The 13,010-nt window shown below is 59.7% G+C and carries 12 protein-coding genes; 3 read left to right on the top strand and 9 right to left on the bottom strand.

Annotation, left to right across the window (positions count from 1 at the left end):
• Positions 1–170: 170 nt before the first annotated feature.
• The 3 genes from ACA053_RS11850 (at position 171) to ACA053_RS11840 (ending at position 1,169) form a co-directional block, all read left to right on the top strand.
• Positions 171–419 (top strand): hypothetical protein, encoded by a 249-nt coding sequence (locus tag ACA053_RS11850; protein WP_497317378.1) that lies wholly within the window; start codon positions 171–173, stop codon positions 417–419.
• A gap of 159 nt (positions 420–578) precedes the next feature.
• On the top strand, positions 579–809 hold the full coding sequence (locus ACA053_RS11845) for a hypothetical protein (RefSeq protein WP_497396149.1): 231 nt from the start codon (positions 579–581) through the stop codon (positions 807–809).
• Between the two features lie 120 nt (positions 810–929).
• The gene (locus tag ACA053_RS11840) at positions 930–1,169 is read left to right on the top strand and encodes a DUF2789 domain-containing protein (protein WP_282377837.1); all 240 of its coding nucleotides are present in this window, start codon (positions 930–932) and stop codon (positions 1,167–1,169) included.
• A 187-nt stretch (positions 1,170–1,356) separates the two neighbouring features.
• Here ACA053_RS11840 and ACA053_RS11835 read toward each other — a convergent pair whose 3' ends face one another.
• From ACA053_RS11835 to ACA053_RS11795, 9 genes are all read right to left on the bottom strand, one after another.
• The gene (locus ACA053_RS11835; protein WP_497396147.1) at positions 1,357–2,580 is read right to left on the bottom strand and encodes a methyl-accepting chemotaxis protein; all 1,224 of its coding nucleotides are present in this window, start codon (positions 2,578–2,580) and stop codon (positions 1,357–1,359) included.
• 594 nt (positions 2,581–3,174) lie between these two features.
• Positions 3,175–3,579 (bottom strand): TraR/DksA family transcriptional regulator, encoded by a 405-nt coding sequence (locus ACA053_RS11830; RefSeq protein ID WP_007907888.1) that lies wholly within the window; start codon positions 3,577–3,579, stop codon positions 3,175–3,177.
• A 326-nt stretch (positions 3,580–3,905) separates the two neighbouring features.
• On the bottom strand, positions 3,906–4,928 hold the full coding sequence (locus ACA053_RS11825; protein WP_497395589.1) for an ABC transporter permease: 1,023 nt from the start codon (positions 4,926–4,928) through the stop codon (positions 3,906–3,908).
• 192 nt (positions 4,929–5,120) lie between these two features.
• On the bottom strand, positions 5,121–6,686 hold the full coding sequence (locus ACA053_RS11820; RefSeq protein ID WP_497317374.1) for a sugar ABC transporter ATP-binding protein: 1,566 nt from the start codon (positions 6,684–6,686) through the stop codon (positions 5,121–5,123).
• Positions 6,687–6,756: 70 nt separating this feature from the next.
• Positions 6,757–7,683: a sugar ABC transporter substrate-binding protein gene (locus ACA053_RS11815; protein WP_010459630.1), complete on the bottom strand. Its 927-nt coding sequence runs from the start codon at positions 7,681–7,683 to the stop codon at positions 6,757–6,759.
• Between the two features lie 157 nt (positions 7,684–7,840).
• Positions 7,841–8,893 (bottom strand): Gfo/Idh/MocA family protein, encoded by a 1,053-nt coding sequence (locus tag ACA053_RS11810; RefSeq protein WP_497395587.1) that lies wholly within the window; start codon positions 8,891–8,893, stop codon positions 7,841–7,843.
• Between the two features lie 133 nt (positions 8,894–9,026).
• Positions 9,027–10,037 carry a bifunctional inositol 2-dehydrogenase/D-chiro-inositol 1-dehydrogenase gene (gene iolG / locus ACA053_RS11805; RefSeq protein WP_497395585.1) on the bottom strand — a complete coding sequence of 337 codons (1,011 nt, stop codon included), beginning with the start codon at positions 10,035–10,037 and terminating at the stop codon, positions 9,027–9,029.
• A gap of 32 nt (positions 10,038–10,069) precedes the next feature.
• Positions 10,070–12,001, bottom strand: coding sequence for a 3D-(3,5/4)-trihydroxycyclohexane-1,2-dione acylhydrolase (decyclizing) (iolD, locus tag ACA053_RS11800; protein WP_497395583.1), 1,932 nt, complete (start codon positions 11,999–12,001; stop codon positions 10,070–10,072).
• Positions 12,002–12,171: 170 nt separating this feature from the next.
• Positions 12,172–12,993 (bottom strand): TIM barrel protein, encoded by an 822-nt coding sequence (locus ACA053_RS11795; protein ID WP_497395581.1) that lies wholly within the window; start codon positions 12,991–12,993, stop codon positions 12,172–12,174.
• Between the last annotated feature and the right edge of the window lie 17 nt (positions 12,994–13,010).

Here is a 13,010-nt window from a genome sequence, read left to right as displayed (position 1 = left end):
TAGGGAAGTTTCTCTCTAAAAAAAGCACTTTTCCGACATATCGCCAGTAAAAAATTGCTTTAGATGAACACCATTCGCCAACCGGTGTTGGTGATTCTAGAGCAGCCATGCTCACCGAGACTACCCAAAACGACGTACACACGTCGGTAAAACAATGAAAAGGACTTCACATGTGCACCATGACTCACTTCGCTTCCTCGCAGGCAACGCGCTTAAACAGCTCCGCCCCCTTGCACCCGGCGATGTACCAGCCCCATGAGTTGCAGCCTGAAAGCCTTCTGCTGCCGCGCTTTCAGGTCGTGCTGGCGGGCAGTTCCTTCTTCCATATCAAGGAAATTTCCACGGGTCGTGTAAGAGGTTTCCGTGGCTGCCATAACGAAGCCTGCGCCCTCGCCCGCTCATTCGAGCTACGCGGCTGACGCCCTCGTCTGTCTTCATGCCTATAGACGTTTCGTCACACCGGCGACTTAACTCAGCCGCCGGCAGGCAACTGCTGCCATACTGCCCGACCAATGAAATCCGTCCCCAGGACGGACGGCGTTCAATACAACAACATATTTCCAAGGGAAGGCAGCTACGTGACGGAATTTGATATCGGTGAATTTTTTATCCGGGGCGAAGCCAGAGAGGTCGAAGGCGAATTCCAGGCAGTCATTGTCATGCGTGCCAAACCTCCCTTGACCGCGGTGACGTATCACCAGGTCGAGAAGGATCGCTGGTTCAAGACCTCGGACGTCGCTGCCATCGCCGCCAAAGAAGCTGCCCAGGCTCTGAAAACTGCTGTCGATGAAGGTGCATTGAAAGCCTGATCGTCGGATTTGCCGTCTATGCTCTCTCCTGCTTTCCAACATCGCTTTCGAACTCCTGACGCGCGGCTCCCTCAGATGCAATGAAGCCGCACCTCAGATCGCGACCGCAAGGAGATAAAGATGGATTCACCTACACACGACTTGAAAGGTTTGTTCGACCAGCTCGGTCTGGACTCCAGCGAGAAAGCCATCGACGATTTCATCGCGCGCCATTCGCCTTTGGCCGACGACAAGAAATTGATCGATGCCGAGTTCTGGACGCCGCAACAAGCCGGCTTCCTCAAAGAACAATTGCGTGAAGACGCCGATTGGGCGCGGGTGGTCGACGACCTGAACCTGCGTATGCATCAGGTTCACTGACATCTATTCCTGAGCCAAACGATAAACCTTGTGGCGAGGGGATTTATCCCCGTTGGGTCGCGAAGCGGCCCCCGGCGTCCGTTCAGACATACTGAATTGTCCGGATTTACGACTGCTGCGCAGCCGAACGGGGATAAATCCCCTCGCCACGGGAAGCCCAATCGCCACAAAAACCAGCATCACGCCTTTAGCGAGGACTCTCGGGCTTGTAGCCCAACCGCAACCCACCCCAATGCCGCCCCTTGAGCATGATCGGCACAGAAAGGTCGTGCATCAGTTCGCCCGTGTCGCGGGTGTAGGTCTGCAACAACACCGGCTGTTGATGGCTGCCGCAGCGGATGCCGGTGCGGTCGGCGAATTTGCGTTTGGTGCGATTTTGCACCGTATCAACCTGCGCATCGCCAGTCAGCGGCTGACTGAAAATTTTGTTATGGGTCGGCACGTAACCCTGCTGGGTGCAGGCGATGGCAAACACCAGACCTTCATGGCGCGGCAGCAACGGTTCCTGGATGGCCGGCAAAACCTGATCGGTGTAGCGATCGAAGCGGGTCTGAAACTTGGCCGGGCTGGTGTTGGGGATCGGCTGGTAACTGCGATCGAACAGGTCATCGAGGCTGACCCGACCCTGATCGATATCCGCTTCGAAACGCGCGGCAATCTGGCTGGCGCCTTCGCGGGCCAGGTCATAAATCCGTTGGTGGTAGTCATCCAGTCCGACTTCGGCGAGACGCTCGCTGATGGTTTCGGCCTGACCTTCCATTTGCACCGCCGCCTGGGCCAGTCGCTGGGTCTGTTGGTCACTGACCGCCAGGTCACTGCGCATTTGTTCGATGGCGTGGAACAGGCTGTCGAGTTGCTCGCGGTTGGTGTCCGCGCCCTTGGCGATTTCTCCAACCTGACTCTCTACGCCAGCGGCCAGGCGCGCAATGTTTTCCAGGTGCTGGCCAGTGTGCTCGACCTGCTGGACACCGATGTCGAGGTCGCTGGACAGTTGGCGGATCTGCTCCACCACTTGCGCCGTGCGTTGCTGGATATCGGCGACCATCTCCCCGACTTCACCAGTCGCCGTCGCCGTGCGCGCCGCCAGACCGCGAACCTCATCCGCCACCACCGCAAATCCACGACCGTGCTCCCCGGCCCGGGCCGCTTCGATCGCGGCGTTCAACGCCAGCAAGTTGGTCTGGCTGGCGATGGACTGAATCACCAAAGTGACCCGTTGAATATCGTCACTGCGCAGACTCAGGGCCTCGATCAGTTCGCGGCTGTTACTGGCGCGCTGACTGAGCTGATGCATGCGGCTGATGGATTCGATCAGTTCCGTGCGCCCTGCTGCGCTGCTCTGATGAGCTTCGCTGGCGGCACTGAGGGCTTCGCGGCTGAGTGTCGAGGTGGCTTTTTCGGTCGCGATCATCACTTCGGCGTTGCTGACGATTCGCGCCGCCGCGTCGAGTTGCGATTGCAGTTTGTCCGCCAGTTGCTTGACCGAAAAGGCGACGCCTGCGGCCGACAAGGCGTTATGACTGGTGGTGTAGGAAAGATCGCGAGTCAACTCGGCGATGGCGCTGGCGCCGTCGACAGCCGTTGCTTCGGGAGTGGCGCGCGTGCGCAGTCGAGGCAGCCAGATCACCAGCACCGCCAGTGGCAGGCAAAGGTAAAGCGACCAGCCACCCAGCGCCATGCCGCACAGCAAGAGCATCAGGGCGACGCTTTGCAGGGTTGGCGTCAGCCAAGGGTTTTTCGGCAAAAACACTGGTGCAGGCACTGCCGCAACCAGAGATCCGTCTCTCGTCATCTTCGTCACCCCATGAACCTTCTAATTGTTGTGCATGCATTAAACGCCACTACAGGGCCATTATCTATGGTCCATTAGTAGTGGGCGTTGCAGCAGATCAATAGAAGTGCTTGAGGTTTTCGCAGACAGCAAAAAGCATCGCGGGCAAGCCTCACTCCAGGTTCATCGTGAACCGTGGGAGCGGGATTGCCCGCGATGCGGGGCGCTACGAAATCAGGCCTGACGCTGGTGCTTGTCGATCTGTTCGTGACGCTCTTGAGCTTCGATGCAGTACTTGGTGGTCGGGCTGATCAGCAGGCGTTTCAGGCCGATGGCCTCGCCGCTGTCGTCGCACCAGCCGAAGCTGTCTTCTTTGATGCGTTCCAGAGCCTGTTCCAACTGAGGCAGCATGCGCTGGTCGCGATCGATCGCGTTCACCAGCCAGGTGCGCTCTTCTTCAACAGAAGCAGCGTCGGCCGGATCGGCTGGGGTGTCCAGGCTCTCGATGGCGATGCGGTTCTGTTCGATGCGCTCATGGGTTTCGACTTTCATGTTCTGCAACAGCTCGGAGAAGAAAGCATGTTGCTCGGCATTCATGTAGTCATCCGCCGGCATGGCCAGCAACTTGTCCTTTGTCATTGATATCTCTATAAAAAACGTGCATTAAGGCGAATTAGGGAGCGTTCCGGCGGACCAAGTCTGGCCGTCGCAAAGGCGCCGTTTATTCCAAGCGCCACCCGGCACTCAATTTACGAGGGCCGGCAGTCTAAGGCCGACTTGAGGCATCAGCAACTGAAAAGACAGCGAATTTGTCCGACAAAGCCCGGAAAGTGCTCTATGGCAGTCTTTGCGGTGGTTATCGGAGTGCGTTTATAGCAAGAAATTCAATCGAGCGGCTGTATAGAGAAGACAAACGGCTGCGCCACGCGGGTCAGGCGTGGCGCATTGGCTGTCTGTTCTACGACTCAGCGCTTGAGTTTACGCTTGTTGCGGTATTGGTCGATCACCACCGCCACCACAATAATCATTCCCTTGATGATGTCCTGAATATACGCATCAACCCCGACAAAGGTAAACCCGCTGGCCATCACCCCGAGTATCAACGCGCCGATCACGGTGCCAGTGATGCGCCCGACGCCACCGGCCAGGCTGGTGCCGCCGATCACCGCCGCGGCAATCGCGTCCAGCTCATAAGACATGCCCATCCCCGCCTGCCCGGTCGCGGCACGCGCCGAGGCCACGACGCCCGCCAGGCCCGCCAGCAACCCGGCGATGCTGTAGACAATCACCAAATGACGCTTGACGTTAATCCCCGAGGTGCGCGCCGCCTGCATGTTGCCGCCGATGGCGTAGGTGTACTTGCCGTACTTGGTGTAGCGCAGGGCGATGTGAAAGATCACTGCGACCACCAGGAAAATGATCACTGGCATGGCGCCATGTCCGATGGCCGTGTAGGAATCCGAGAGCATGCTCACTGGCTGGCCTTCGGTGTAGTAACGCGCCAGGCCACGCGCCGAGACCATCATGCCGAGGGTGGCAATGAACGGCGGAATCCCGGTGATGGCAATGATGCTGCCGTTGATCGCGCCCGCCAGCAGTCCTACGCCGAGCCCGACGATCACCGGAATCCACACCGGCAAGTCAGTCAGCGACGGAAACACCGCCCGGGAGAAATCCGAGGTCTGCGCCAGACTGGCAGCAATCATCGCCGACAATGCCAGCACCGAACCGGAGGACAGGTCGATACCGGTGGTGATGATCACCTGGGTCACGCCAATCGCCAGCAGGCCGATGATCGACACTTGCAGGATCATCAGCACCAGGCGCTGGGAGTTCATCAGGAAGCTCTGGTCGCGCACGATCCAGCCGAACACTTCGAAGACCAGGCCGATACCAATCAGCACCAGGAAAATACTTAACTCGGTCGGAAAGCGCCGGCGACTCTTGGCCGGTGCCGTTGCTGGCTTGTTTTCCAGAATTGCGTTCATAACCCACCCTTTAAATAAAATGCATGTGGCGAGAGAGCTTGTTCGTGGCGAGGGGATTTATCCCCGTTGGACTGCGCAGCAGTCCCATTCTTTTGGGGCCGCTTCGCAGCCCAACGGGGATAAATCCCCTCGCCACAGAATCCCTGATCACCACTGAACTCAGCTCACCCCTGGACTCTGCTCACCCTTGATTCAATGGCGTACGGACATACCCGAGGCCAGTTGCATGACTCGTTCCTGGGTCGCTTCGCTGCGGTCGAGGGTGCCCATCAGGTCGCCCTCGTGCATGACCATCACCCGGTCGCTCATGCCGAGCACTTCCGGCAGTTCCGAAGAAATCATGATCACTGCCATGCCTTCGCTGGCGAGGTAGGAAATGAGCCGGTAGATCTCGGCCTTGGCGCCGACATCGATGCCGCGGGTCGGCTCGTCGAGGATCAGGATCCGTGGATTGGTCATCAGCCAGCGCGCCAGCAAGGCTTTCTGCTGGTTGCCGCCGGACAAGGTGTCGATGCATTGTTCCAACGACGGGGTTTTCACCCGCAGCTTCTTGCACATGTCTTCGCACAAGACTCGTAAAGCTTTCTGCTGGATGAAGCCGTGGCCGGCGTAATGCGGCAGCACTGCCATTTCCATGTTTTCCAGCACCGACAGGCACGGAAACAGGCCGCTGAGTTTTCGGTCCTCGGTCAGCAAGGCGAAGCCCTTTTCGATCGCCATGTGCGGATCGCTGATGCGCACCACTTCGCCATCGAGGCGAATCTCGCCACCGTCGCTAGGAGTGATGCCGAAAATCGCTTCGGCAACGTTGGTGCGGCCCGAGCCCATCAGCCCGGCGATGCCGAGAATCTCGCCGGCATGCAAGTCGAAGGACACGCCTTTGAAAATCCCCTCCAGCTTGAGGTCGCGCACCGACAGCAACAGATCGCCGATCGGCTTCTCGCGCACCGGGAACAACTGGCTCAGCTCGCGGCCGACCATCATCGAAATCAGGCTGTCGCCGTCCATGCTGTCGGCCCGTTGCAGGCCGATGTAGGCGCCGTCACGGAACACCGCCACTTCATCGGCGATGGCGAACACTTCGTTCATTTTGTGAGTGATGTAGATGATGCCTTTGCCCTGGCTCTTGAGGTCGGCAATGATCGAGAACAGGTGCGCGACTTCCTTGTCGGTAATGGCCGAGGTCGGTTCGTCCATGATCAGGATGTCGGAGTCGTAGGACACGGCCTTGGCGATCTCGACCATTTGCCGTTCGGCGATGCTCAGGTTGCCGACCTGCTCCTCCGGGTCGAGGTTGATCCGCAGGCGTTCGAGCAATTTCGCGGTGCAGCGGTGCATCTCGCGATGGTCGATCATGTGCAGGCTGTTGAGCTGCTCGCGGCCGATCCAGATGTTCTCGGCGATGCTCATGTGCGGCATCAGGTTGAGTTCCTGGTGGATCATCGCGATCCCGGCCTGGAGCGCGGCCAGCGGCGTGTCGAACACCACCGGTTTGCCCCGAAGGCGCAGTTCGCCTGCGTCCGGCTGGTAGATGCCGGCGATGATTTTCATCAGGGTCGATTTGCCCGCGCCGTTCTCGCCCATCAGCGCCAGCACGGAGCCGGGGCGAACCCGCAGCTGCACGTCGGACAACGCCACCACACCGGGAAAACCCTTGCTGACGTTGATGATCTCCAGCAGGTACGGCTCATCGACAGGTGTTGCGGTTGGCTGGATACCCACCAACGGGGTGCTTGAAGCAGTCGCTGAAGCGAACATGATCAGGTACTCCATCAGCAAGGTCGCGGTGGCAACCTTGCGTGCTTATTGTTGTTATGGGGCAGGCGAGCTATTTGAACGTGTCGACGTTCTGCGGGGTGATCAAGCGGTATGGCACCCACACGGCCTGTTCAACCGGCTCGTTTTTGGCCATTTTCACTGCCGTGTCGATGGAGCCGTCGGCCTGGCCTTTCGCGTCCTGGAACACCGAGACCGCCAGGCTGCCTTTCTTGATCGCGTTCAAGCCGTCCGGCGTACCGTCGACACCGGCGATCAGCACACTGCCCTTGTCGACGCCAGCCTGTTGCAGGGCCATCGCGGCACCAATGGCCATCTCGTCGTTGTTGGCCACGACCGCATCGAACTTGCGGCCCTGGGTCAGCCAGTCGTTGACCAGGGTCATGCCTTTATCCCGCAGCCAGGTGCCGGTCTGTTCTTGTTCGATCTTGATGTTCGGGTATTTGGCCAGCACCTCTTTGACGCCTTTGGTGCGGTTGGTAGTGGAGTTGTTCGCGAGGTCGCCCAACAGGATCACGATGTCGCCCTTGCCGCCCATTTTGTCGGCCAGGTATTGCATCTGCATTTCACCGGCCTCCAGGTCGTTGGAGGCCACCGTGACCACGCCTTTGGGCAGCTTCAGGTCATCCGGGCGACGGTTGACGTAGACCAGCGGGATGCCGGCCTTGACGGCGGCTTCGGTGATTTTCTTGGTGGCGGCGGTGTCCACCGGGTTGACCACGATGGCATCGACTTTCTGGCTGATGAAGCTTTCGACCTGGCTCAACTGCTTGACCACGTCGCTGCGGGCATCTTCGAATTGCAGCTGCACGCCATCGGGGTAGGACTTGGCCTTCTTGTCCATGGATTCGCGCAGGTAGGTCAGCCAGGTGTCATCGAACTGGGACATGCTGACGCCGATCTTCATGTCGGCGAGGGCAGCGCCACTGGCGAACATCAGGGACAAGGCCAGTGAGGCAAAACGGATCTTGGTCTTCATGAAAAGTCTTTCTCCACATTCTTGTTGGTTTTATGGATGAGGCGTGACGATTTTCAGTAAGCAGGCAAGCGGGAAAAGCGTTTAAAACGTGTGCGAGGCAGTTCGCTGGAAATGACTTTATTGGAATATTATTTCTATATCAACTAATTTTAGAATTTTATTCTAATTTTGTTCCATGGCTCGCAAACGGGCTCAATTCCACGACCTGACGCCGTTCGAAACTCAACCGCGCAGCGTCTAGAACGCGGGTGGTCGCCAGTGCATCACGGGCGTCCACGGGCAGTGGGCCACCGCTCTGTAACGCGGTTTGTAGCTGCAAATAGAACTGATTCCAGCAGCCACGCTCCGAAGGCACCCGCTCGCGCACTTCGCCCTGTTCGAACCAGCCCCAGCGGCGATGCTCTTCCACGCCCCAGCGCTCACCCTCGGATTTCGGCGAGAGCCCGGCGAGCGCTGAAGCTTCCTGCCCGTCCAGGCCATCGACGCTGTAACAACCTTGAGTGCCGGTCACGCGAAAACGTGGGCCCGGGGTGTTTTGCAGGCAACTGCCACCCAGGTGCGAGATCACTCCGTTAGCGTGGGTCAGGGATACAAAGAAGCCATTGTCGAAGGCCTGGTCTTTTTCCCGGTAATCCAGTTCGGCGTACACCCGGGTCACCGGGCCGAACAGCAGCAACGCCTGATCCACCAGGTGGCTGCCCAAATCGCGCAGGAAGCCGCCGCCACTGCTGTTGTTCACCGATTGCGGCGAGTAACGCTCGATCCGCGACTCGAAACGGGTGACACGGCCCAGAGCGCCGGACTCGATGAGTTTGCGCACGGTGAGGAAGTCCGAGTCCCAGCGACGGTTCTGGTAGACGCTGAGCCGCACGCCCTGGCGCTCGGCCATGGTGATCAGGGTTTGCGCTTGCTGCGCATCGGCGGCAAACGGCTTGTCGCTAACCACCGCCACGCCGTGTTCGATGCCGTCGAGCACCAGCGCCGGGCGCCCCTTGAGCGGTGTCGACACCACCAGCACATCGATCCCGGCTTCGACCAATTGGCCGATGCTGTCGAAGGCCGGTACGCCGGGGTGCTCGGTCGCCAGCAATTGTCGGCGCTCCAGGGAGCGAGTGACCACGCCCACGAACGTCGCCGCTGGCAGGCTGCTGATCAGCGGAGCATGGAAAAACCGGCCGCCGTGGCCGTAGCCGACAAGTCCGATGCGCATGAATGGATTCTCCTTATAAATAGAACACAGTCCCTGTGGGAGCGGGCTTGCCCGCGATGACGGCAGCACATTCAACGTCTATGTGACTGACGGATCGCTATCGCGGGCAAGCCCGCTCCCACAGGTTTTTTGGTTAGCCGTAGAAGTGGGGGCGGTCAGGGAGTGCGACTTTTACGATCTGGCCGCTGTTCTGGGCTTCGATGCAGGCGTCGGCAGCTACTGCGGCGGCGAAGCCGTCCCATGCCGATGGGCCGCCCACCTGCCCGGCTCGCACGCCGTCGATGAACGCCTGCAACTCAACGTCGTAGGCGGCAATGAAGCGATCCTTCCAGTCCATCAAAATCGCGTTGGACAGCTTCGCCCCGCTGCGCAGTTGAACCTGCGAAGGCTCAGGCAGTTTGGCGATGCCGGTCTCCCCCACCACTTCGCATTGAATGTCGTAGCCGTACTGGCAATTGACGAACACTTCCACATCGATCCGCGTGCCCTTGGCGGTTTCCAGCAACACAATCTGCGGGTCTTTCAAATGTGCGAGGGCTTTGCTGCTCTTGCGCGGAAAAACCACTTGCACCGACACGTAATCGTCGTTGAGCAACCAGCGCAGCACGTCGAGTTCGTGGATCAGCGTGTCGGTGATCGCCATGTCGGTCTTGTAATTCTCGCCCACGGTCGGGTTGCGGTGCGCGCAATGGAGCATCAGCGGTTCGCCGATCTGGCCGCTGTCGATCACTGCCTTGAGTGCGCGATACCCTTCGTCATAGGGGCGCATGAAACCCACTTGCACCAGGCGCTTGCCGTGGGCCACTTCGGCTTCGACGATGTTGCGGCAACCTTCAGCGGTGACGGCCAAGGGTTTTTCGCAGAACACCGGTTTACCCGCCGCAATCGCCGCCAATACAAACGCTTCGTGGCTCGGCCCCCAGGAGGTGACGAGGATCGCTTCGACTTCTGGCGCGTTGATCAGCGCCAGGCCGTCCGGGTAGACCTCGGCGGTCAGCTTCAGGTCGGCAACGACCTTGGCCGCTTGCTGCAAATTGATGTCGGTGACGGCGACCACCTGGCTGTTGAGCAAGGTCTGGCTGCAACGACGAATGTGATCCTGGCCGATGGCCCCGGTGCCGATGACGCCTAACTTTAATGACATGTAAGGACTCCTTGGTGTTCGATTCAGGGCAATCAGTACTGACGGGCCTTGGCCAGTCGTTCATTCAGGGTCTTGGCCACCGCGTTGGTGCGGGCGCTGGTGGAGACTTGCGCCACGCCGACCCGCCACCACGACAGGTAGCCGTGAATCATGGTTTTGGGCAGTACCTTGATGTCGATCAGCGTCGACACCGTCTGCAAGCGCGCATCCGCCAGCGCGGCTTTCAGCTCGTCAGCGGTGTTCACTTTGTAAGTCTTGCAGCCATAGGCCGCCGCGCTCATGGCGAAATCCACCGGCACAAAACCACCATCGAGCTTGCCGGTGTCCGGATTGCGGAAACGGAATTCGGTGCCGAAGCTGTCCATGCCGTTGCCCATCTGCAAGTTGTTGATGCAGCCGAAGGTCATGTTGTCGAGCAGCACCACGTTGATCTTGCGTCGCTCCTGGATCGAGGTCGCCAGCTCCGAGTGCAGCATCATGTAAGAGCCGTCGCCGACCAGCGCATAGACCTCGCGACCCGGCTCTGCGAGCTTCACGCCCAGTGCGGCGTTGACCTCGTAACCCATGCAGGAATAACCGTATTCGACGTGATAGGTGTTCACGCCCTTGCTGCGCCAGCTGCGCTGCAAGTCACCGGGCAGACTGCCGGCGGCGGCGACGATCACGGCGTCATCGTCGAGGGTCTCGTTGAGCACGCCGAGTACGCGGCTCTGGGTCAGGCAGGAGCCAGTCAGCTCGATGAATTCACGCAGGACCGCCGGGTCCATGTGGTCGTTGATTTCCGGGGAGAAGTCTTGGGTCTGGTACTCGACCTGATAGAGACGATCGACCTCCTCGTCCAGTTGCGCCTTGGCCTGGCGCGGTTGATCGCCCCAGCTGGAACGGTAATCGCCCAGTGCTTCGGCCAGTGCCAGCAAACCGGCTTTCGCATCCGCCAGCAGTTGCACGCCATCCAGTTTCAGGGCATCGCACGGGCTGATGTTGAGGTTGAGAAATTGCACGTCCGGATGCTGAAACAGAGATTTCGACGCGGTGGTGAAATCGCTGTAGCGGGTGCCGATGCCGATGATCAGGTCCGCCTCTTTGGCCAGCAGATTCGCCGCCAAACACCCGGTTTCGCCAATCCCCCCCACGTTCAACGGATGGCTGGACACCACCGCGCTCTTGCCGGCCTGGGTTTCGGCGAAGGGAATATCGAAACGCTCGGCAAACGCCTGCAATGCCGCATTGGCACCGGAATAACGAACCCCGCCACCGCAGATGATCAGCGGCTTGCGCTTGCCTTTGAACAGTGCCAAGGCATCGCCAAGCATCGCTTCGGTGGCCGGACGACGCTCGATGCGGTGCACGCGTTTTTGCAGAAAGTAATCAGGATAGTCGTAGGCCTCGCCTTGCACGTCTTGCGGCAAGGCCAGGGTCACGGCGCCGGTTTCGGCAGGGTCGGTGAGCACGCGCATGGCGTGGATCGCCGCGGTCATCAACTGCTCGGGGCGGTTGATGCGGTCCCAGTATTTGCTCACGGCCTTGAACGCGTCGTTGGTGCTGATGCTCAAGTCGTGGAACTGTTCGATCTGTTGCAGCACCGGGTCCGGCTGGCGGCAGGCGTAGACATCACCGGGCAACAACAGCAAGGGAATACGGTTGGCGGTGGCCGTCGCGGCGGCGGTCAGCATGTTCGCCGCGCCCGGGCCGACGGATGAGGAGCAGGCGTAGATCTTGCGCCGCAGGTGTTGCTTGGCGAAACCGATGGCGGCATGGGCCATGCCTTGCTCGTTGCGGCCCTGATGGACGATCAGGTCGCCGCTGTCCTGCTCCAGCGCTTGCCCCAGGCCCAGCACGTTGCCGTGGCCGAAAATGGTAAAGATCCCGGCGACGAATTTGCTCTGGACGCCATCGACCTCGATGTACTGGTTATCGAGGAATTTCACCAGGGCCTGGGCCATGGTCAGTCTTGTTGTGGTCATGCGGCACCTTCCTTTGAAGCTGAATCCGGTGTGTGCTGTGAAATGCGATCACTGTGGGAGCGAGCCTGCTCGCGATGGCGGTGTTTCAGGCGACATTAATTTTGCATGTGCCGCCGTCATCGCGAGCAGGCTCGCTCCCACAGGGGATCTCCATCGACTCGATAAACGTGTCAGGTCAGGGAGTTTTGCAGGTGATCCATGCTTGCGCCGATGGCCTGCTGGATATTGGCCAGGCCATGGACGCTGTCGGCAAACGGTTCGAACGACAGGTAGCCGCTGTAACCGCTGCCGAGCAAGGTGTCGATCTGCGCCGCGTTACCAAGAATGTCGCCCTCGCCCACCAGCACGCGATGGCCGTCGCGAATGGTCGCCAGCGGCGCCTTGGTATCCTCGACGCCAGAGATGTGCACCAGCCCGGTCAATTCGGGGAAAAACTCGGACTCGCCGGCAAGGTGATGGTGAAAGGTGTCGTGAACCAAGCGGAACACATCCAGCCCACCGACAGCCTTGATCGCCTCCACCGCCGTACGTTTAATCCGCAGCGAGCATTCCTCGAAACCCAGCGGCTCGATGAAACCGAGGATGCCGTGATCGCGCAGGATCAGCGCCAGTTCACTCAACGCAATGCGCAACCCGTCGGCGCGTTCGGCCTCGCTGCGCGTATCGGTACGATCATTCAGCGGACACATGACCAAACCCTGCGCGCCGCAATCCCGGGCATAAGCCGCCAGTTTCAAGGCCTGAACCCGGCGCTCGTCACTCCACACATCAAACGGATACAGCGCGTTGATCGACAGCACGGTGATGCCTTGGGCCACGCACAATTCACGGACATGCTCGGCCGAAGTACCGTCCTCGATCTCGACGCCTTTAAGGTCGTTACGAATCTCGATGGCATCGGCCTTGAGGGCTACCGCCAGGTCGATGAAAGCGGGCAGTGACAAACGTGGGGCGACCATACGGTTCAGGGCGAAACGCAGGGGCTTGCTCATTATTGTTGTTCTCCGCA

It is taken from the genome of Pseudomonas sp. LBUM1672, from assembly GCF_059695655.1.
The sequence above is the reverse complement of the archived record's forward strand: the minus strand, read 5'-3'. Positions and strand labels throughout refer to the sequence as shown.

What these genes read in the sequence shown, in the direction of transcription:
- ACA053_RS11850 (WP_497317378.1), top strand. Translation starts at nt 171, where the DNA reads ATGTGCACCATGACTCACTTCGCTTCCTCGCAGGCAACGCGCTTAAAC.
- ACA053_RS11840 (WP_282377837.1), top strand. Translation starts at nt 930, where the DNA reads ATGGATTCACCTACACACGACTTGAAAGGTTTGTTCGACCAGCTCGGT.
- ACA053_RS11835 (WP_497396147.1), bottom strand. Translation starts at nt 2,580, where the DNA reads ATGATCGCGACCGAAAAAGCCACCTCGACACTCAGCCGCGAAGCCCTC.
- ACA053_RS11830 (WP_007907888.1), bottom strand. Translation starts at nt 3,579, where the DNA reads ATGACAAAGGACAAGTTGCTGGCCATGCCGGCGGATGACTACATGAAT.
- ACA053_RS11825 (WP_497395589.1), bottom strand. Translation starts at nt 4,928, where the DNA reads ATGAACGCAATTCTGGAAAACAAGCCAGCAACGGCACCGGCCAAGAGT.
- ACA053_RS11820 (WP_497317374.1), bottom strand. Translation starts at nt 6,686, where the DNA reads ATGTTCGCTTCAGCGACTGCTTCAAGCACCCCGTTGGTGGGTATCCAG.
- ACA053_RS11815 (WP_010459630.1), bottom strand. Translation starts at nt 7,683, where the DNA reads ATGAAGACCAAGATCCGTTTTGCCTCACTGGCCTTGTCCCTGATGTTC.
- ACA053_RS11810 (WP_497395587.1), bottom strand. Translation starts at nt 8,893, where the DNA reads ATGCGCATCGGACTTGTCGGCTACGGCCACGGCGGCCGGTTTTTCCAT.
- iolG (WP_497395585.1), bottom strand. Translation starts at nt 10,037, where the DNA reads ATGTCATTAAAGTTAGGCGTCATCGGCACCGGGGCCATCGGCCAGGAT.
- iolD (WP_497395583.1), bottom strand. Translation starts at nt 12,001, where the DNA reads ATGACCACAACAAGACTGACCATGGCCCAGGCCCTGGTGAAATTCCTC.
- ACA053_RS11795 (WP_497395581.1), bottom strand. Translation starts at nt 12,993, where the DNA reads ATGAGCAAGCCCCTGCGTTTCGCCCTGAACCGTATGGTCGCCCCACGT.